Annotated in this window: 21 protein-coding genes and 1 tRNA gene; 15 read left to right on the top strand and 7 right to left on the bottom strand. The window is 63.0% G+C overall.

The genetic code is table 11. The annotated features are described in order from the left end of the window. The 12 genes from SO140_RS20000 (at nt 1) to SO140_RS19945 (ending at nt 11,183) form a co-directional block, all read left to right on the top strand. Entirely contained in the window at nt 1-726 is a 726-nt protein-coding gene (locus SO140_RS20000) for a hypothetical protein (RefSeq protein WP_498542975.1), read from the top strand. Then, nucleotides 719-1,897 carry a glycine-rich domain-containing protein gene (locus tag SO140_RS19995; RefSeq protein ID WP_498542974.1) on the top strand — a complete coding sequence of 393 codons (1,179 nt, stop codon included), beginning with the start codon at nt 719-721 and terminating at the stop codon, nt 1,895-1,897. The genes SO140_RS20000 and SO140_RS19995 overlap by 8 nt, the downstream gene beginning before the upstream one ends. Nucleotides 1,898-1,909: 12 nt before the next feature. Then, nucleotides 1,910-2,440, top strand: a complete 531-nt coding sequence (locus SO140_RS19990; RefSeq protein WP_498542973.1) for a DUF4376 domain-containing protein — start codon at nt 1,910-1,912, stop codon at nt 2,438-2,440. A 127-nt stretch (nt 2,441-2,567) separates the two neighbouring features. Continuing rightward, nucleotides 2,568-4,154: a pyocin knob domain-containing protein gene (locus SO140_RS19985; protein WP_498542972.1), complete on the top strand. Its 1,587-nt coding sequence runs from the start codon at nt 2,568-2,570 to the stop codon at nt 4,152-4,154. 53 nt (nt 4,155-4,207) lie between these two features. Continuing rightward, a complete protein-coding gene (locus SO140_RS19980; protein WP_498542971.1) occupies nt 4,208-4,606 on the top strand; it encodes a C40 family peptidase in 399 nt (132 codons plus the stop codon). Nucleotides 4,607-4,610: 4 nt separating this feature from the next. Continuing rightward, the gene (locus SO140_RS19975; protein ID WP_498542970.1) at nt 4,611-5,834 is read left to right on the top strand and encodes an N-acetylmuramidase domain-containing protein; all 1,224 of its coding nucleotides are present in this window, start codon (nt 4,611-4,613) and stop codon (nt 5,832-5,834) included. A gap of 2 nt (nt 5,835-5,836) precedes the next feature. After that, complete coding sequence (locus tag SO140_RS19970; RefSeq protein WP_498542969.1) at nt 5,837-6,283, top strand: hypothetical protein; 447 nt, start codon at nt 5,837-5,839, stop codon at nt 6,281-6,283. A gap of 216 nt (nt 6,284-6,499) precedes the next feature. Then, the gene (locus tag SO140_RS19965; protein ID WP_498542968.1) at nt 6,500-6,871 is read left to right on the top strand and encodes a hypothetical protein; all 372 of its coding nucleotides are present in this window, start codon (nt 6,500-6,502) and stop codon (nt 6,869-6,871) included. Nucleotides 6,872-6,892: 21 nt separating this feature from the next. Then, nucleotides 6,893-8,107 carry a hypothetical protein gene (locus SO140_RS19960; protein WP_498542967.1) on the top strand — a complete coding sequence of 405 codons (1,215 nt, stop codon included), beginning with the start codon at nt 6,893-6,895 and terminating at the stop codon, nt 8,105-8,107. Nucleotides 8,108-8,110: 3 nt separating this feature from the next. Continuing rightward, nucleotides 8,111-8,584 carry a dATP/dGTP diphosphohydrolase domain-containing protein gene (locus SO140_RS19955; RefSeq protein ID WP_498542966.1) on the top strand — a complete coding sequence of 158 codons (474 nt, stop codon included), beginning with the start codon at nt 8,111-8,113 and terminating at the stop codon, nt 8,582-8,584. Nucleotides 8,585-8,587: 3 nt separating this feature from the next. Then, entirely contained in the window at nt 8,588-9,238 is a 651-nt protein-coding gene (locus SO140_RS19950) for a hypothetical protein (RefSeq protein WP_498542965.1), read from the top strand. A 157-nt stretch (nt 9,239-9,395) separates the two neighbouring features. Continuing rightward, nucleotides 9,396-11,183 carry a hypothetical protein gene (locus tag SO140_RS19945; protein ID WP_498542964.1) on the top strand — a complete coding sequence of 596 codons (1,788 nt, stop codon included), beginning with the start codon at nt 9,396-9,398 and terminating at the stop codon, nt 11,181-11,183. Nucleotides 11,184-11,195: 12 nt separating this feature from the next. Here the strand turns inward: SO140_RS19945 and SO140_RS19940 are convergent, their stop codons facing one another. The 6 genes from SO140_RS19940 to SO140_RS19915 all read right to left on the bottom strand — a co-directional run bounded on the left by SO140_RS19940 (nt 11,196) and on the right by SO140_RS19915 (nt 15,937). Then, entirely contained in the window at nt 11,196-12,245 is a 1,050-nt protein-coding gene (locus SO140_RS19940) for an acyltransferase family protein (protein ID WP_498542963.1), read from the bottom strand. Further along, a complete protein-coding gene (locus SO140_RS19935; protein ID WP_498542962.1) occupies nt 12,226-12,483 on the bottom strand; it encodes a helix-turn-helix domain-containing protein in 258 nt (85 codons plus the stop codon). Before SO140_RS19935 ends, SO140_RS19940 begins: the two co-directional genes overlap by 20 nt. A gap of 287 nt (nt 12,484-12,770) precedes the next feature. Then, entirely contained in the window at nt 12,771-13,220 is a 450-nt protein-coding gene (locus tag SO140_RS19930; RefSeq protein WP_498542961.1) for a hypothetical protein, read from the bottom strand. A 289-nt stretch (nt 13,221-13,509) separates the two neighbouring features. Further along, nucleotides 13,510-13,584: transfer RNA gene (locus tag SO140_RS19925), tRNA-Val, on the bottom strand. Between the two features lie 157 nt (nt 13,585-13,741). Continuing rightward, entirely contained in the window at nt 13,742-15,040 is a 1,299-nt protein-coding gene (locus SO140_RS19920) for a coiled-coil domain-containing protein (protein WP_449384449.1), read from the bottom strand. A 291-nt stretch (nt 15,041-15,331) separates the two neighbouring features. After that, entirely contained in the window at nt 15,332-15,937 is a 606-nt protein-coding gene (locus tag SO140_RS19915) for a DUF1134 domain-containing protein (RefSeq protein WP_449384450.1), read from the bottom strand. 138 nt (nt 15,938-16,075) lie between these two features. Between SO140_RS19915 and SO140_RS19910 the strand changes: the two genes are divergently transcribed. Beyond that, nucleotides 16,076-16,561, top strand: a complete 486-nt coding sequence (locus SO140_RS19910; protein WP_449384453.1) for a YHS domain-containing (seleno)protein — start codon at nt 16,076-16,078, stop codon at nt 16,559-16,561. Here the strand turns inward: SO140_RS19910 and SO140_RS19905 are convergent. Beyond that, nucleotides 16,551-17,384: a 3'(2'),5'-bisphosphate nucleotidase CysQ family protein gene (locus SO140_RS19905; RefSeq protein WP_449384451.1), complete on the bottom strand. Its 834-nt coding sequence runs from the start codon at nt 17,382-17,384 to the stop codon at nt 16,551-16,553. The genes SO140_RS19910 and SO140_RS19905 overlap by 11 nt on opposite strands. Before the next feature lie 170 nt (nt 17,385-17,554). Here SO140_RS19905 and chpT point away from each other — a divergent pair, with 170 nt between their 5' ends. Next, a complete protein-coding gene (chpT, locus tag SO140_RS19900) occupies nt 17,555-18,208 on the top strand; it encodes a histidine phosphotransferase ChpT (protein WP_449384452.1) in 654 nt (217 codons plus the stop codon). Between the two features lie 185 nt (nt 18,209-18,393). After that, the coding region (locus SO140_RS19895; RefSeq protein ID WP_232577507.1) for an Hpt domain-containing protein at nt 18,394-18,539 on the top strand (146 nt) is incomplete at its 3' end.

Here is an 18,539-nt window from a genome sequence, read left to right as displayed (position 1 = left end):
ATGACGACTTGCGAGGCGTCGCGCCCGGCACCGTTCAAATGCCCGACGCTCGATGACATCATTGCTCAAATGCCGCCTTCGCTGCCCAAGGGGCGCGCGTGGCAAACGCATGAGGGCGGGCCGAGGCCGGGATCGGAGATCGCGTTTCAGCCCTCGGGCTTTGAGTCCGACGCGTTCGCGACGATCTATCGCCGGCCGAGCACTCTCTATCGGTTCTGGAAATCGATTGCGACAGTGCTGTTGTTCGTCAACACGCGGCTTTGCGATCTGCGCGAGGAATTTTGGTGCGCGACACACAAGGAAACGCACGATCTTTGGATGGCCGAATATGGCTTGCCCGATGATTGCGATCCGTTTCCCGATCTCTGCACCAAGGTCGCCGCGATCGGCGGCACGCGCTGCGAATACTATGCGGAGATTGCCGCGCGCATGGGCTGGTCGATCGAGTGCACTGAGTCGGTTGCGGACTGTGGCAGCCGTGTCGGCAAGGCGCGCGCCGGCAAAGCGAAAGCCGGATCGATCCTGCACGCGGCGACGCTCAAGGTGATCGTTCACCTCAATTCGTCGCCCGCCTATCACGGCGGACGCTCACTGCGATCGCTCGCCGGCCGCATGCGCGCCGGCCGTCGTCAATCATGCGGCCCCGACTTGTCGCCGCTGATTTGTCTGATGTCGCGCATCGTTCACGCTGAAATTCAAGTCGCTTACGAGGGTATCAATGACTGATCTTTTGGGGCCTGCCTCGGCATCCGGTGCCGTGACCATTCGGCCCGGTGAAAACCGCACGTTCGGCGCAACCGACACTTGGTTCAAGGATTGTAGCGATCCGAGCTTCGACGATGGCACCGAGTTCGGCGCCGCTTTCTTTAACGCCGTGCTCGCCAACATTCGCGCTTTGGTGCGCGGCAACGGGCAAACGGCCGGCGCCGTCGATGTCGTCACGCAAGACAACGGCGACGACGCGCTTTGGCTCAAGGCAATTCAGCATCTCATTCAGCGCGGCTTGCCGCTCTATTGTGAGGATAGCGGAACGCCAGGTCACATCGTCGCGTCGCTTTCTCCCGCGCCCGCCGAGTGGAAGAAAGGAATGGAAATCCGCGTCAGGATCAACAACGGCAACGGGAGCAGTCCCGTTGACATCGCGCTCAATACGTTGCCGATCAAAACCGTCGTCAACCCCGATGGCACGCCGCTCGGCAACGGCGAGTTGATCGTCGGCGAGATGGTGACGCTCCGATATGACGGCACCAATTGCCAATTGATCAGCCGCGTCATGAGCGATCGCGTCAATCCCGGCTTTCGCAATTTCCTCGCCTATCAGGCGAACGGCACGTTCACGGTGCCGGCCGGCATCACCAAGATTTATTTCGAGGTATGGGGCGGCGGCGGCGGCGGCGGCGCGACGAGCGGCGCGAGCACGGCCGGCGGCGGCGGCGGCGGCGGCGGCTACATTCGCGGCACCTCGGCGGTGACGCCGGGCGCGGTGATCCCTATCACGGTCGGCGCCGGGGGTGCCTCGGCGGTGTTTCCCAATCCCGGTGGCAATGGCGGGGCGAGTTCGCTCGGCTCGATTGCAACCGGCAATGGCGGCGGTGGCGGCGGCTCGGCCGGGCCGGGCGCATCCTCTTCGCTGTATGGCTCGCGCGGTGCTGGCGGCAACTCGGCCGGGCCGGCCGGTGCGCTCCATATTGACGGCCAACTGGGCGGCGGCGGTTACGGCGGCCGTGGCGGCGACGGCGGCGACGCTTTCGGCTTCGCCGGCATCTCCGAGGACATCTTTGGCCCGGCATCGCCGAACAGCGCTTATGCGTTCGCGACCGGCGGATCGGGCGCGCCGGCAAACGTTCCCAACCCGAGTAACGGCGGCGCGCCGGGCCTTGTGCTGATTTGGTACTAACAGGGGGCACCCATGAAAAATTACGTTAGGCTCGCCGGCGCCATTGCCGTTGAAAATATCGCGATCGCTGATAGCGCCGACATCAAGGAGATGTTTCATCCGTCGATCAAGATGATTGCGGTCAACGATCCGGTGACGATCGGCGTGGTCTATGACGAGGTGAGCAACACGTTCGCCCCAGCGCCGGCGGTGATGCTGTCGAAGGATGAGTTGATCGCGCATGCTGCCGCGCGGCGCTACATTGTCGAGACCGGCGGCATGACGGTTGGCGGCATCAAGATCGCGACCGATCGCGAAAGTCAATCGATGCTGAATGCCGCGTACAACATCGCGCAAGGTAATCCGCAGTTCTCGACGATGTGGAAGGGCGCCGACGGCAATTTCACGCAAGTCGATGCACCGACGATAATCGCGCTCGCGCAAGCCGTCGGTGCGTTCGTCGCCTCGTGCTTCGCGGCCGAGGCCGCTGCCGTGATGAAAATCAAAACTGGCGACTTCACGACTGCCGCGCAAATCGACGCCGCGATCGTGGTGCCCGCCTAAGAGGTGTGGATCGATGGGGATCAAGCATATATTTCGCTCGGCGCTCGACGACGAGGGTATACCGCAAGGCGCCGTCAAGCCGAGTAATTGGAACGATGATCACGAGGTCGAGGGGTTGCTTGGTGGCTTGATCGCCCTCGGACTGCAGCCGAACGTCATCCCGTATCTGGACGCGTCGCAAAATGGCGGCGTCATCCCGATCTCGGAGTTCGTGCGCACGTTGGTGATGAATATCGCCGATGCTGTTGCTTTGCGCGTGTTGATCAATGCGGCGTCGCTCGACTCGCCGTCGTTTACGGGGAGCCCGACGGCGCTGACGCAAGCGCCTGGCGACAACTCGACGCGGATCGCGACGACGGCTTACACCGACGCCGCGATCGCCGCCTTGATCGCCGGTGCGCCGGCGGCGCTCAACACGCTCAATGAATTGGCGACGGCGCTTGCTGACGACGCGAATTTTGCCTCGACGGTGACGAATTCTCTCGCGCTCAAGGCGCCGCTGAACTCGCCGGCGCTGACGGGGACGCCAACGGCCCCCACGGCCGCGACCGGCGACAATACGACGAAGCTCGCCACGACTGCGTTTGTTGTGGCGGCGCTCAATCGTTCTAACTCGCTGGCGAACGGGACTGACTTCAACACATTGACGGCCGAGGGAACCTATTACAACACCGGCGCTTGCCCCAACACGCCGACTGGCGGTGGCCTGTACTATGTGCACGTTCAAGCGGCGACGTTTGCGGCCGGATATGTGAGCCAGCGCGCGGTTAATCTCTCTAACGGCGACACCTTTCAGCGCGTCGAGAACAACAGTGTTTGGACGGCTTGGAAGCAACTTGCTCCTTCCGACAGCCCGGCCTTCACCGGCACGCCGACGTCGCCGACGGCGACCGCTGGCGATAGCTCCACCAAGATCGCAACCACGGCGTTTGTGCAAACGGCGCTGACGGGCATGCTGATCAACAGCATTTCCGGGCTGACGATGTCTGCGGCGGGCGGCAGCTCGAGCTTGATGGTTGCGGCTGGTGTCGCGGCCGATAGTACGAACGTCGATCTCATGAAGCTGGCGGCAGCCACAACCAAGACGGCGGCGGCTTGGGCGGTTGGATCTGGCGTTGGCGGCCTCGACGCTGGGGCGATTGCGGCCAATACCTGGTATCATTTTTATGAGATCAAGCGGCTCGACACCGGCGTCGTCGATGTCTGCTTTTCGACCAGCGCGGCGGGGCCGAACCTGACGACTGGCAACATCCCGAGCGCTTACACGCTGTTTCGACGCATCGGCTCGGCCAAGACGGACGGCAGTTCGCAGTGGATCGCATTCACCCAAGTGGGCGATGATTTCTATTGGTCGACCCCTGTCTTTGAGACGGGGGCTGCAATCACCGTCGGGACTGCCCGCGTGTTGCAGGCTTTAACCGTTCCGTTGGGCATCGTCGTCAAAGCGTTGACCTCGACGTTCTCTGCAAACCCTTCGAACATCGCAGCGGTCTGGATCGGGCCGCAGTTCGCGGCCGATCTCGCGCCGAATATTTTGGGCGGCGGCGGAGGCGTGTCGATCTATATGCCGGTGGTCAACACCACTTACAACGGCGGCAATGCCGGCATCTATGTGAACACATCTGCTCAGATCGCGCTCCGTTCTGATCAGGCGGGCAGTCAAGTGAGGTTGTTCACAAATGGCTGGACCGACTTGCGCGGTCGCTTCGTCTAAATCTCAACGGCCGTCCTGTTCGGGGCGGCTTTTCTTTGAAGGACATTATCACCATGCGATCGCGATTTTGTGTCGCGGCGCTGGCGCTCGCGCTGGCGACGACGCCGGCGCTTGCGCGCCCGCGCCATCATCATCACCACCATCATCGCGAGGTTGCCGCCGCCTCTGGCCGGCCGGCGGCGTGCGCCGGCATCGCATGGTGCGGCTGTTGGCTGCGCTTGCACCTCGGCCTCGCTGATGCGCGGCTCAACCTTGCGATCGCCTGGGCGCGCGTTGGCACGCCGGCCGACGGCCCCGCCGCCGGCGTCGTCGCCGTATGGCGGCATCACGTCGGCATCATCATCGAAAATCTTGGGGGCGGTTTGATCCGCCTTCGCTCCGGAAACGACGGCAACGCGGTTCGCGATCGGGTGCGCTCGACGCGCGGGATCGTGGCCTATCGAAAGGTTTAATACCATGTTCTCCGCAACTCTCGTCAAGGCCATCAGTGAGGCCGCAACCGCCATCGGCCTGGAAGCGCCGGCCGCGCTTGCGCTCGTCGAAGTCGAAACGAGCGGCAACCCGTTTGAACAGGACGGCCGCACGCCGGCGCTGCTCTATGAGCGTCATATCGCCTGGCGCATGGCTGCCAAGGTGTCAAAGGCGTTGCAATCCGCGTTCGCGCGGGCCGGCCTCGCGATCCCGAAATGGTCGAAGGCGACGCAATACAAGGATCAGGGCACGAGCGCGAAGCGTCTCGCGCTGATCGGCCGCGCGCGCGATATCGACGCCGAGGTTGCCAATCAATCGGCCTCCTGGGGCGTCGGCCAAACCATGGGCTTTCTGTTCGCCGAGCTTGGCTTTGCCTCGGCGTGCGAGATGGTTGAGCACATGACCGGCAACCTTGCCGGTCAGATCGACTGCATGATGCGCGAGATCAAAAACAAGCATCTGATCGAGCCGCTCAACGCCCACGAATGGGCGAAGGTCGCGCGCATCTATAACGGCCCGAGCTATGCCGCGAACCGTTACGATGTTCGCCTTGCCGATGCGCATAAGCGATGGGTGCGCAAGCTCGCGACTGGCTGGGCCGGTGCTGCGGCGAGCGTGCCCGACGACATGCCGGCCGACGACATCAAGGCGCTGCAACAGAAATTGCGTGCGCTCGGTTATGCCAGCGTTGGCAATCCCGATGGCCGGTTCGGCGTCAAGACCGTCGGCGCGCTGTCGCAGTTCCAGGCCCATGAGGGCTTGCCGGTTACCGGTAAGCTCGATGCGGCGACGCGTGAGGCGCTGAAATCGGCCCAGCCGATCGAGGCGCCGCACGAGCGCAAGCGCGCCACCGCAAGCGATCTCGCCGAGGCCGGCTCGAAAACCGTCAAGACGGCCGATCGCGGCGCGCTGTTCGCGGGCCTCAAGGGCACCGTCGGCGCCGTGCTGGCCGGCGGCGGCGCGGCCGAGAAAATGGGACTGCTCGACACCGCGCAAGCCGGGATCGACAAGGCGAACCAGGCCAAGGGCATTTGGGATTCGTTCTGCGATCTCGCGCAACCGCTGTTCGCCGGCCCGACGCCGATCATTGTCGGTGCGGTGCTGATTGCGGCGGGTGTCACGGCCTATGTCCTCTTCGAGCGGATCAAGGCCTATCGCGTCGCCGATCACAACAGCGGCGTGCACGCCGGTCCAAGTGTTGGGGAGTAAGCATGTTCGCATCGCTATTCATGACACTCGCCGGCCTCGTCGGCGCTGGCGGCGGCGCCTGGGTGCTGGCGTTGTTCGTGCCGTCGGTCGCGGCAACGCTGCGCGCGGTGCTCGACTTCCTTCGCTCGCCGCTCGGCACCGCGCTCGGCGTGCTGGCGCTCGCGGCGATCCTGCACGTTTCGGGATGGATCGCCGGCGACATCCACGGCACGCGCGCAACGCGCGCCGAGTGGGCGGCTGATGTCACGGCCAGGGCGAAGGCGGCCGAGGCGCGGGAAACCGCGCTGCGGCTGGAAATGAAAGGGATCGTTGATGCCGCGAGCGGCTATGACGATCGGTTTAGCAAATCCATCGACGAGAAGGTTGCGCAAAATGCTGCGAAGAATCCTCGCCGTCCTGAGTGTCGCGCTACTGGCGCCGACATTGGGCGGTTGCTTTCTGTCAATTAGCGGCGCCAAGCCCGACACCGGGTTGCCGCCGGTCGTGCCGCGCGAGTGTCAACGGTTGCTTAAGAAGGTGCCAGATCCCGGCGCAAAGGAAGGCGACGACGCTTTCGACATTGCGGGGGGATACCGGGGGGCATGGCTCAAGGCAAATCACCGCATCGGCGCCGCGCGCGCATGCGAGGATCATCAGGCCGACGCGATCGAGCGGGGTGCGAAGTAGTGGCCGCGCTCGATCACGGCGCCCTCACGCAAGAGGTGTTCAACCTCAAGGAGTGGCACGGCGAGTTGCGCAAGGAATTGCGCGCTGTCGAAAACAAGATGGACTCGGGCTTTGCGCTATTGAGCCAAAAGCTCGACACGCGTGGCAAGGTCGATTGGACGCCGATTAGCATCCTCGTCTCGGCTTTGCTGGCGATCGGCGCGGCGCTCTACTATCCGGTGCGCGAGGCGATCTCAAAGCATGACACGGAACTAGAGATCATGCGCCGTGAAAGCGAGGCGCGGATCGTCAAGCTTTGGGATGCCGAGAACAACACGGCGCGCGAGCTTTCCTACCTCAAGGGGCAATTAAACCCGCTGCCGAAACAGTAGCGGGCGGGGGCACATCTTTAAATGACTGACGAAATCGAACGCCGGGCGCGTGCTTACAAAGAGCACGGCTCGGAACGGAAAGCCGCGCGCGCGCTCGGCATCTCCAAGACGGCAATGCACGATAGCCTCAAGCGCGCCGCCGAGCGCGGCTTGCTCGGCTTCAAGCCGGTGTTGCCCGGCTATGAGCTAAAGCGTTCCTCGGTGCAAACTGACGGCAAGGGCAACGTCGAAAAGGAATGGGTCACTCAGCACAAGGAAAGCGGGCCGGCATTCCAGATGCCGGCCGGGCAGGTACTCAAGGGCGTGTCGGCGTTCGTCGATGCCGAGGGGCGAATTCGGCATCAGTGGATCAAGACGAAAAGCGATAGCGTCGCGCCGGATTTGATCGAGGCGATCAAAGCTGAGTTCAAGGTCTATGATGGCCGCGCGCCTGTGATCCGCAAGCCGGCATCAACCGAGCGCGACTTTCTCAATGTGCTGGCGATCGCAGATCCGCACATCGGCATGCTGTCCTGGGGCGAGCAAACCGGCGCCGATTACGATCTCAACATCGCCCGGCGCCGCGTGCTCGGCACGTCGAGCGAAGTGATCCTTGCTGCGCCCAAGGCGCGCGAATTGCTGATCGCTAACCTTGGCGATTGGTACCACGCCAACGATCAGCGCAACGTCACGCCGAAATCAAAGCATCAGCTCGATGTTGATGGCCGATGGTTCAAGGTGCTGCGCACTGGCGTGCGGCTGTTTATCGACATCATCGAAATCGGCTTGCGCCGACACGATCATGTCGAGGTTGTGAACATTCCGGGCAACCACGATCCCGAGGCCGCCGCCGCGCTTGCGCTGGCGCTCTCGTGCTTCTATTCCCGCAATCGGCGCGTCACGATCGCCTTTCCATCGGACATCTATTACCGGCAGTTCGGCGCGACGTTGCTCGGGTGCGCGCATGGCGACAAGGCGCCCCCCTCGCGGATGGCGATGGCGATGGCTGTCGATCAGCGCGAGGCCTGGGGTAGGACAGCTTATCATTGGTTCCTCTACGGGCACATTCACAACGACAAGGTCGATACCCACGGCGATGTGCGTGTCGAGTCGTTCTCGACGATCGCCGACAAGGACTCGCACGCATTCGGCGGCGCGTGGCGATCGGCCCAGGCGCTGCAACTGATCACGCTGCACAAGCGGCGCGGCCCGCATGGCCGCGTGATCCGCAATATCCCGCCGCCGTCAATGAGGTGATGCATGAAACAGGATCATGAGACCAAGGCTAACAACCCGAAAGACGCGTTCGGCACGCTCAAGGCTTGTCTGTCGTGGTTGCCGATGGAGGTTGTTTTCGAGGTGGCGCTTGCGCTCGCCGAGGGCGGTTTCAAATATGGCGGCCACAACTACCTCGTCGCCGAGCCGCGCGCGAGCGTCTATGTCGATGCCGCCGATCGGCATCAATTCCAGTTCTGGAATCTCGGCGAGGAGGTCGACTCAGAAAGTAAGGCTGGCCTGCACCACATCTCGAAGGCGATTGCGTCATTGATGGTGCTGCGCGCCGCGCAGATCCACGGCAAATGGATCGACGATCGCCCGCCGCCAGCCCCGGGCGAATTTCTCGACGGTCTCAATGCGAAAATGAAGCTCTTGGCTGAGGCGTTCCCCGATCCGGTAGCGCGCTATCTCGCCGACGGCAAGCGCGGTCCTGGCCGCATTATCAAGGAGGTTTAACCGATGTCTGAAACCGCAGTGCAAATCAATCTGGATCAGTTGCAGGTCAATATTGGGTCCGACGGCAAGCATCGGCTTGAGACGGTGCCGGTCGATAGCGGGGGCAATATCGGCGCGCCGCTTGGCGCATCCGAAAATCACATCGGCGAGGTGGGCGGCAATAGTGCCGTCGTCGCGGCGAGCTTCAACCGGCCTGCGGATACGACCGCTTATGCTGTGGGCGATCTCGTCGCGAACAACGTGGCGTCGGCCTCGGTGCAGCCGATGGTTCTCGCCGTGGCGCGTGCCGCGAACAAGACCGGCTTGATCCGTCGCGGGCGCTTGACCAAGTCCGGCACAGCGACCGCGAGCGCGATTTTCCGCGCTCATCTCTACAAGGTGTCGCCGGCGGTTTCCAATGGCGACAACGGCGCGTTTCAGAGCGGCGGCGCCCTGCACTACATCGGCAGCATGGATTTCGATATGACGGGCGCGAACGCGCGCGCATTCACCGACGGGGTGAAATGCATTGCGACGCCGAACGTTGGAGCTGAGATCATTTTCGATCCCGACGCTGGCACCCAAAACATCTATGCGGTTCTTGAGGCGCGCGGCGCCTATGTGCCCGTGAGCGGCGAGACCTTCACTTTGGCGCTGGAAGTCATGAGGGACTAAACAAAATGCCTGTTTTATCTTCCGCGCGCGTGCGCGCTATCCTTGGGGGAGCTCCAGAGTACATCACCGTGAATGGTGTTCTTGCCCGCTTACTATTTGGTGCAGACGGTCAGCCGGTTCAGGGAGTGGACGGTCAATTTCTCTATGGGGTGGCGTGATGGGGCGCTTGGTAGCAGCTAGCGACCTATTCAAGGTCAACGCACTCGATTGGATACCGGCCCTGACGGACAAACAGTCATTTCGAGCGGGGACGGCCACCTTTGACTTTGGCGCAATCCTACAGCAAATCCACGATGCGGCCCCCGCGAGCGGTTGGTCCGCGGAGGTACCGGAAGGCGCGGCTACCTTCACGACGTTCCCCGTGTTTACGAAACCGATGCGCTTGATCGCTGCCGGGCGCGAGAGAACGACGTTTCAGACCGCATCGACGACGGCAACCCTTCTTACGACCAGCGCCGCTATCGACGTGCGCGACATTCAGTTCAAGTGCACGGCTCCACTCGCGTCCATCGCCTCAACGCGCGGTGTTCTGATTACCGGAGGATACGAACCGTCGTTCTACAGATGCGACTTCCTAGACCTCAACATTGGGATCGAGCTTACCGCTGCGTGGCGTTTCGAGGCGGCATTCTGTCGCTTTTGGGACTTCATCACCAACGGCATTAAGATTGCCAACGTCGGCAGTCCTGACACTGGCGATCATATCATCCACGGCTGTGAATTCGCGAACGGTCAGTCGCAGACGCTACACGCAGAGGCAGCTATCAAGTGGCTGTCCAGCGGTGGCTTGAAGGTCATCGGCAACAAGAACCTTGCCTCGAATTATTTCCTTCTGATGGACCCGACCGGCATTTCAACGTCGGACATCATCGTCGAAGGCAACTCAATCGAGGGCTACTATCAGGGTGGAGTCCGGGCGCTGCGTTCTGGCGGCACCGGCAGTCTGAACAGCATCATCGTTAACGGCAATCAGTTCGCGGGAGCCTCTACGGCGAAAGTCATTTCGTTCGGACCTGGCATAACCAATGTGGTCGTCGCGGGTAACGACACGAACGGCGGTCAGTATGGCGTCTATTTCGAGGACAGCTACACAGGCAAGGGGGCGGTCGGAAAGAACAACTGGACTGATGTCAACACGTTGGTCAGAGAGCCCGATCTCGGAGCGAACGTTTCGGTTGAGGCTCAAGCGTATACAGGGTCCACGCAAGTCATTTGGAGCGGCCGAAGAGACGCAGGTTCGCCCCGACCTCTACTTGACCAGCGGGACTCCGTCAGTTTGGAAGCCTATCTTAGCTCCAATGTGATGCCGGACTGGCTTTACAAAGTCTACGTGGCCAACAACCGCGCGGCATTCATAGAAGCGTTCTTTACGGGCATCCAGAACGGACAGGGAGGTGCCGGCTTATCGGCGCGTCTCGGCGTCTACAACAACGGCTCCATTCAGACGGCGTATGAAAACGGCACCGGCGCGGTGATCTACAATAGCGCAAGCGCACCAATAACATTCCAAACGTCGGGCGGTGTTGTTGGAACGAGCAACAATGACGAAGACGGAATTGCGATTGGCATTCGCGGGTCCGCTTCTCAGCGCTTGCAAGGCACGTTTGAGATTGGCGTAAAGGGCGGCTGGAAGCTAAGGCGGCTTTCAAAGATCAACATCCGCACCGCTGGTTACACTTGGGTGCCCAGTGCTAACGGCACTTCTGAGTACTACCTGACCGGGCCAAGCGGTAATCCGGGCTTTCTGTTTCCCGCCGTCATCAATCGAGCGCTGACCTCTACCAACTACACCGCCATGACGCGAGGAACGCCGGGCTCCCTAGCAGCTGACCGTTGGGGGTTCGCTGATAACGACGGGCTCGGCTATTCCACGATTTATGTGCGGTTGTCGGATAGCAGCAACCCGAACGCAGCATCTGACGGTTGGCTTTACGCTTACGTTTAGCCGTCCGCTCCCTCAGGGGGCGCGAGCGGGCGCCGCGCGCGCTGAAAGTATCCATCCTTTCAGCCGCGCCGCGATCGTCTTGTGTCGTCCTTCTGTCACCGGCGCGACGATGATCGCAAGCGCAAGCGAGCCGCCGACGGCGATCGCAAAGCCGAACAGATCGGAGCGCTGGATCGCCACATCCATGATGATGGTGTGGTGCAAGAGGTAAAGCGAGTATGACCATCCGGCGCACCATGCGACCGCGTGCAGATGCCGCGCAGGCGGTGTGCGCAACGCTGCCTCGGCGATGCCCGCGAAGGCGAGCGCGAGCGCGGCATAGCTGAGAAGGCTATAGGTTGCGGCGCCGGATGATGTCCGCAAGCCATAGGCGGCCAGCCCGGCACCGCCGAGGCCGATCGCCTTCGCCGGCGATAACCATCGCAGCGCGCCGTGATGGATAGCGATTTCGATTCCCGCGCCCATGATCCAAGGTATGAGGATCATGTGCGCGGCCGGGGTGAGGCTCTGGAGCGGGGCGATCGCGAATAGCGCGATCAGGATGGCGCGCGCCGGCGTAAAACCGTCGCGCCGCGCAAAGGCGATGATGCCGACGAGCATGTAAATCCAGAATTCGACGGCGACGCTCCATAGCGCGGCGTTCGATCCGAACGGCAAAGACCAGCCCGGCACTTGCAATAGAGCGAGGTTGTGCAGAAAGCCGGCGAGTGTGAACCGTTCCAGGGTTTCCGGATTGACGTGGCCGGCGTGCAGCGTCCATCCGTCGGCGAGCGCGACGAGGACCAGGGCCGGGATCAGGCCCGAATAGATGCGTGCAAAGCGATCGATGGCGAAGGTGCCGAACGTGGCGGCCGGGTTTGTCATCGCTCGGCGCAGGGTGTGCGTGATCAAAAAGCCGGACAACAGGAAGAACACGACGACGCCGCATTGCTGCGGCCATTCGACGGGGCGGATGTTGAAGATCGAAAGCGCGTGCCCGACGAGCACGAGCGCCGCCGCCACGACGCGCAAGGCGTCGAGCACGACGGGCGCCGCGCTTGTCTTAGGCCTCAAATCCAGCATCGCCGGCATCCTTGGTTCCGTCCGCTTTGACCAGCTGCTTTATCATGGCCGGCGTCAGGAGTCGCAAGATCAGTTGCACCGAGCGCGGCATTGGGTAGCCGCTGTTCGGATCGAGCCATCGCCGGAACGTCTGCGGGCTGACGCGGATCAGTCGCGCGAAAGCTTGCTGCGAAACGCCCAGGCGCGCGATGTGTTCGCGCGCCTCGGCCGTCGTCATTTCGGAGGTGTCGAGCGTCATTCTCATTCGCTCATTGCCTGATAGATGCGGGCCATGAGCAAATGATAGAGGCTGCCGCGATGTCGGTAATATGCCGCGACGTGGGCGATGTGACACATATTCGGCCTTTCCGGAACGTGCCGGGCCATCAGATACCGGCTTTGGATTTTAAACGCATGGGCGCCGGCCGCTAGGCCGGCGCGGGGGCCTTTAAGCAGGCATTGCAGAGAAGATCGCGCGCCCGACGATAAAGGCGATGGTGGCGGCGATCACGAGCGACAACATCGCGTCGATGCGGTTGGCGGGCATCACACCACCTCCCGCGCGATCTCGGGCACCTCGCCGGCGAACGGGATCGGCACGGGCCGATACCAGTTGCGGAAGCGGTTCTCTTGGCCGGCATAGTGCGCGCTCGCCTCATTGGCCTCGGCTTCCATGGCCCTCCGTGTGCCGAGCAGATAGATCGTGCCGTTTTGGGTCTCGCAGAGATGCACAAAACGGCCATTGGGGAGCGGCGTCTCGTCGCCGAAGTATTGGACATCGCCCGACCATTCGAGGGCGTACATCGCGGCGGCGGTGAGGGCGGGTTTCGGCTTGCGCTTATTGGCCTGGGCCTGACACCGCTTGCAGACGGCGCCCCATTTGGGGGCCTCGGCCTCGGTGCAGACGATGTGCGCCCGGCGCGACTTGCAGAACGGTTGCCCGCCGGCGCGAAAGCCGAGATGGGCGATCCCCTGGTTACGAACGTTGCTGGTCATTCTTGCGGTTCCTCGAATCGGCTGCGCACCACGCGCCCGCCGTCGAGCCAATACCTAGCGCATAATGCGCTATGCCGCAAGCGAAACTAGCGCATATCGCTAGTATGCTTTGGCCGGCAAATACCACCACGGGGCGAGAACGCCGCGTGAACAAATGTGTGTGCCCCCGGTGTGCCCTGGGCGGATTTTGGGCGCATTCGTTCGCGTTTTGATGCGCAAAAGTGCATCCAAGCGCACATTGGAACCGAGAGGCGGAAATGAAAAAGCCCTGCGTTTGCAGGGCTTTAGGTGGTGGGCGCACAAGGGATCGAACCTTGGACCTCTCCCGTGTGAAGGGAACGCTCTCCCGCTGAGCTATGCGCCCGGGACCATTGTGCCGGCCAGGCGGTTGGTCGACCGGCACGTCAGAGCCCGCGATTTAGAAGTGCGGGCCAAAGGTGTCAAGTTTTCAGGCGCCGTCGCGTCGGAAAACTGTCCGTAAACCTCGCAAATCCGCTGCGAAGGTTGGAATTCCGGCGGTTTCACGCCCCCTGCTGGCGGGCGCGGGAGGCGTGGGCCTGAAGCGCGCGGATGCGCTCGGCGAGCGTGCCGCCGCCCTCGGGCAGGCTGGTCGCGGCCGCGCCGTTCGCGGTAGCGCCATTGGCCGGACGAGGGGCAGGCTTCGAGGCCTGGCCTGCTTCGGCCGCGAGCAGCGCCTCGATCGGCGAGTTCGGGCCTTCGAGCTGCATCGCGAGCTTGGCCACCTCGGCGGCGATATCGTTGATGCGCTCGCGCAGCAGCGCGTTCTCCATGCGCTCGGTCGCCCAGGAGCTCTCGGCCTGCTGCTGGATCGCGTTAATGTCGCGCTGCAGCTTGCCGCGCTCGTCGCGCGCGGCCTTGAGCTGCTCCTCGAGCGCAGCCTTCTCGCTGCGCAGCGCCTCCAGCGCCGGCGACTTGTTCCCGGCGCTCAGCCCGGCGATCTCGGTGCGCAGCTCCTTGATGGTGCGCTCGGCCGTCTCCTGGCCCTGGCGGAGCTGGTTGTTCTCATAGTCGCGCTCGGCGAGCAGCTTGCCTTGCGTTGCGAGCCGGCCCTCGAGATCGGTCACGCGGCCGGACAGCATCTCGGCCTCCTTGACCTGCACGATCAGCTGGCGGTCGAGGTCGGTGACGCGCTGGCTCAGATTCTCGACGCGCCCGCGCGCGTCCTGTAGCTCGCGCGAAGCGGTTTCGGACTCCGAGCGCTCCTGCGCCAGCCGCGCCTGTGTCGAGGCGAATTCCTTCTCGGCGTCGCCGACCCGATTTTTCAGTTGCTCGATCTGCGTACGCACCGTGACCAGCTCGACCTGGCGGCTTTCCGCCATCATCGAACGGTCGGAGAGCTCATGGTTGATCTTGGCGAGTTCGCCCTGCTTGTCGGTTAGCGCCTGCTCGGCGGTGCGCAGCGCCTCTGTCTTGGTGTTGAACTCCTCCTCGGTGGCGCGGAGCTGCTCCTTCACCGCCTTCTCGCGCGCCTCCAGCGCGAAGATCGTGGCGTTCTTCTCGCCAAGCTCGATCTTCATGCGGTTGATGGCATCGCTCTTCTTGCCGAGCTCGGCAAGCTGGCTCGTGGTCTTGTTCTTGAGCTGATCGACGCTCATCTCCAGCCGTCGCGCGGACATTGCGAATTCGGCGCGGAGCTGGTCCTTGTCGGCCTGGATCTCGGCCATCGACAGCGGCGTTGCCGCCTCGAGTCGGCGCGTGGTCAGGCGCACCGCGCGGTTATGCACGAGCGGCACGATCGCGAGCCCGCACAGCATCGAAAGCAGGAAACCGATCGCAAGGTACATGATCGGTTCGACCATGAGCCAGAACTCCCAGAGACAAGGAAAAATTTACCAAAGACCATGCCATGGCGGGCCGGCAAAAAGCCAGCCCCGGCCCGTCGTTAACGTGAATCGCTAACCGAAAAAGCTCGCAACGGCTCCATCCATCCCGCGCGCCGCGATGCTGAAGTCATGCTGCTGATTTGCCCGACGTGTCAAATGGTTCCGTAAGACGCGCAACGCATCGCGCCGGTGGTCACCCGCTACTTTGCATGGGGTTGTTTTCGATGTTTTTTGTCTGCCAGACGCCAAGGCCCCCGGGCGAATTCTCTAGAACGGGTTCCAGGTCGCGCGAGGGGTGTATTTCAGGTAGCCGATATTGGCCCCGAGTCGCAGGCCGATTCCGGACCGGATCGGCACCAGCACGATGTTGTTGGCGGTCAGCGCCGTCATGCCAAAGCCGCCGATGATGTAGGCGGAGCCGTCGATGCCGGCGAAGCGCTGGTAGATCGCGTTGGTGGCGGGCAGGTTGTAGACCAACGTCATGGTGCGGGCGCCGTCGCCGCCCCAGTCGAAGCCGAGCGAGGGTCCTTGCCAGAAGACCCTGAGGTCGCCGGCGTTCTTGGTGTAGAGCGTGCCTTCGCCATAGCGCAGGCCTGCGACGAAGGCGCCGGAACCTTCCTCGCCCAGGATGTAGCCGTTCGGCAGGCCCCATTGGCTGACCGCCTTCTCGATGATCGAGGCGAGCCCGCGCGAGACGTTGCCGAAGAAGCGGTGCCCGGCGTTCACCAGCTCGTCCGGCCCATAGGTGTTGGGCGTCGGGGTCCGCTGCGGCGGCGGCAGGTTGGGCGGCGGAGGCTGCTGTGCGGAGGCCGGCACGATCCAACCCACCAGCGCGGCGAGTGCGACCGCGGCGAGGCGTGATGCGAAAGTCATAAAAGAACCCCTGGTATCGAATCCGGTCGCACCCTTAACCTGACGCCAACAGGCGAGGGCTAGGGTTGCGCCGATGTCCCCTCGACTCGGATGTTATCCGCAGCAACTATGACGGCACAACGGCAGGAAGATAGCCCTCTGCGCCCCGGAATCGCCTTGATCGGCCCCTGGATCGCCGTTTTGGTCGGCCTTTGGTTCGCTTTTTACGGTCCGGCCGTCGAGGCCGCCACCACCGAGCGGATCGTGGTCAACCGCTTTTCCGGGGTGGCCATCGAGGGATTCGACCCCGTGGCCTATTTCGTCGACGGTGGGGCCGCTCTCGGCACGGCCGAGTTCGAGGCAAGCCTGTGGGGCGCGGTCTGGCGGTTTCGGAACGAGGGCAACCGGGCGGAGTTTTTGGCCCATCCCGAGGTCTATGGACCGCAGTTCGGCGGCTATGATCCCACCGATATCGCCCGCGGCGTCGTCATCGCCGGCAATCCCCGCTTTTTTGTGATCTCGGCCCAGCGGCTCTATCTGTTCAGCCGGGAGGACAGTCGCGACGCCTTTGCCGCCGATCCCGAGCGTTTCCTCTACGAAGTCGGCAAGCGCTGGCCCGCGCTCCAGGATCAGCTCAGCCAGTAACGTCGCAGGCACCCTGCGGGTCGCCCCAGGCGATGAACTCCGGCACGATGAAGCTTTCACGCCTCTCGCCGAACCGGATCTCGCCGCCCGTGCCGTCGGTGACCTTGCCGCCGGCGGCGGTGACCACGGCGCAGCCGGCGCCGACGTCCCATTCCGAGGTTGGGCCGAGGCGGGGATAGATGTCGGCGCTGCCTTCGGCGATGCGCCCGAACTTGACGGCCGACCCTGCCGTTTTCCTGACCGCACCGGGCCGGCCGGCAATGAAGGCTTCGCTCCGGGCGTCACAATGCGAGCGGCTGACCGCGGCAACCCAGGGCTCGCCGGGCTTCGGCAGCTTTCGGCTCCGGATCGGCTCGGCAACGGCGATGATAGCGCCATTAAACGTCACGCGCTCCGCGCCGTGTCCGACGATGCCGCGCCAGAGCAAGCCAAGCGCGGGCGCGCTGACGATGCCGAGCAGCGGCACGCCGTCGGTGACGATGGCAAGATTGACTGTGAACTCGTCGCGGCCGGCGACGAACTCCTTGGTGCCATCAAGCGGATCGACCAGGAAGAAGCTGCCCTGAAACGGCGGCGTTGCAAGCTGGGCCCGCTCTTCCGACAGGGTCGGCGTGTCTGGCGCGAGCTGCAAAAGCCCCTCGCCGATGATGCGGTCGGCGGCGAGATCCGCTTCGGTGACCGGCGAGCCGTCCTGTTTGCCGTCGATCCGCATCGCGGCTCGATTGACGGCAAGGATCGCTTCGCCTGCCTTCAGCACCAGAGCAGTCAACGGCTCCATCAGGCCTAGGGCAGTCGGCCCATCAATGCGCCCCTTCACCTGCATGCCTCATTCATCGGCAACCTCTTTCGTCCCCAGTTGATTCGCGTCCTTAGGGCCGCTTCGAGCCTATCGCAAGCGCTAGCTGCAATGGGGGTGCGAATGTTAGAACCCGGGCCAATTTTAGGGCACGCGTGATTCGCCGCCGTTCGGCCGCGCAATTCCAGGAACCATCGATGTCTGGCACCTCGTCACCCGGTACTGCTACTGCTCCCGATATGCTCGAACTCGCGGCGCTTCTATGCTCGCGGGTCTGTCACGATCTCATCAGCCCTGTCGGCGCCATCGTCAACGGCCTCGAGGTGCTCGATGACGATCCCAAGCCTGAAGACCGTGAATTTGCGCTGGATCTGATTCGCAAGAGCGCCAAGACGGCATCGGCCCGGCTGCAATTCTGCCGGCTCGCTTTCGGCGCGGCCGGATCGTCCGGCGCGCAGATCGATCTCGGTGACGCGCAAAACATGGCGCGCGGCCACATCGAGGACGGCAAGTGCACGATCACCTGGAATCTGCCGCGGCTCTTGTTGCCGAAGAACCGCGTCAAGCTGCTGCTCAACATGCTCGTGATCGCGCAGCATACGATCCCGCGCGGCGGCATGCTGAAGGTCGACCCGATCGGCGACGGCGAGACCATGAGCTTTCGCGTCACCGCTACCGGACACAATGCGCGCCTGCCGCAGAACATCGCCGAACTCTTGAGCGGCGAGCGCGGACCCGCCGCGGACGCGCATGCGATCCAGCCTTATTATACGCGCCTGCTGGCGCAGGCCTGCGGGCTCACCGTGACGCTCGCGCCCGAGGGCGAGGCGATAACTGTTACGGCTTCGTAAACGCCATCCGCACGGCACTCGTTAATCAAAGCTTTATAGGGCGCTTCGAAACCTTCGGAGCGCCTTATCTCTTTGTTGGGTCCGTTCTTTTGCACTTACTCAACCAATATTAAACGCTTTGCGGTGAAGCTGGCCCCATTCTGAAAGGCGCACATGTGCGCCCTCCCTTATGAAGGCCTGTTTTCATGGATGATCTGTTGCGGGAGTTTTTGACGGAGACCAGCGAGAGCCTGGACACCGTCGACAATCAGCTTGTGAAGTTCGAGCAGGAGCCGAACAACGCCAAGATCCTGGATAACATCTTCCGCCTCGTCCACACCATCAAGGGCAC

Source organism: Bradyrhizobium sp. UFLA05-108 (genome assembly GCF_059803455.1).
This window is presented reverse-complemented; position numbering and strand designations above follow the sequence as displayed.

Bases quoted from the DNA above. Each gene is read 5' to 3' on its own strand.
- SO140_RS20000 (WP_498542975.1), top strand. From the start codon at position 1: ATGACGACTTGCGAGGCGTCGCGCCCGGCACCGTTCAAATGCCCGACG.
- SO140_RS19995 (WP_498542974.1), top strand. From the start codon at position 719: ATGACTGATCTTTTGGGGCCTGCCTCGGCATCCGGTGCCGTGACCATT.
- SO140_RS19990 (WP_498542973.1), top strand. From the start codon at position 1,910: ATGAAAAATTACGTTAGGCTCGCCGGCGCCATTGCCGTTGAAAATATC.
- SO140_RS19980 (WP_498542971.1), top strand. From the start codon at position 4,208: ATGCGATCGCGATTTTGTGTCGCGGCGCTGGCGCTCGCGCTGGCGACG.
- SO140_RS19975 (WP_498542970.1), top strand. From the start codon at position 4,611: ATGTTCTCCGCAACTCTCGTCAAGGCCATCAGTGAGGCCGCAACCGCC.
- SO140_RS19970 (WP_498542969.1), top strand. From the start codon at position 5,837: ATGTTCGCATCGCTATTCATGACACTCGCCGGCCTCGTCGGCGCTGGC.
- SO140_RS19960 (WP_498542967.1), top strand. From the start codon at position 6,893: ATGACTGACGAAATCGAACGCCGGGCGCGTGCTTACAAAGAGCACGGC.
- SO140_RS19955 (WP_498542966.1), top strand. From the start codon at position 8,111: ATGAAACAGGATCATGAGACCAAGGCTAACAACCCGAAAGACGCGTTC.
- SO140_RS19950 (WP_498542965.1), top strand. From the start codon at position 8,588: ATGTCTGAAACCGCAGTGCAAATCAATCTGGATCAGTTGCAGGTCAAT.
- SO140_RS19945 (WP_498542964.1), top strand. From the start codon at position 9,396: ATGGGGCGCTTGGTAGCAGCTAGCGACCTATTCAAGGTCAACGCACTC.
- SO140_RS19940 (WP_498542963.1), bottom strand. From the start codon at position 12,245: ATGCTGGATTTGAGGCCTAAGACAAGCGCGGCGCCCGTCGTGCTCGAC.
- SO140_RS19935 (WP_498542962.1), bottom strand. From the start codon at position 12,483: ATGACGCTCGACACCTCCGAAATGACGACGGCCGAGGCGCGCGAACAC.
- SO140_RS19930 (WP_498542961.1), bottom strand. From the start codon at position 13,220: ATGACCAGCAACGTTCGTAACCAGGGGATCGCCCATCTCGGCTTTCGC.
- SO140_RS19920 (WP_449384449.1), bottom strand. From the start codon at position 15,040: ATGGTCGAACCGATCATGTACCTTGCGATCGGTTTCCTGCTTTCGATG.
- SO140_RS19915 (WP_449384450.1), bottom strand. From the start codon at position 15,937: ATGACTTTCGCATCACGCCTCGCCGCGGTCGCACTCGCCGCGCTGGTG.
- SO140_RS19905 (WP_449384451.1), bottom strand. From the start codon at position 17,384: ATGCAGGTGAAGGGGCGCATTGATGGGCCGACTGCCCTAGGCCTGATG.
- chpT (WP_449384452.1), top strand. From the start codon at position 17,555: ATGTCTGGCACCTCGTCACCCGGTACTGCTACTGCTCCCGATATGCTC.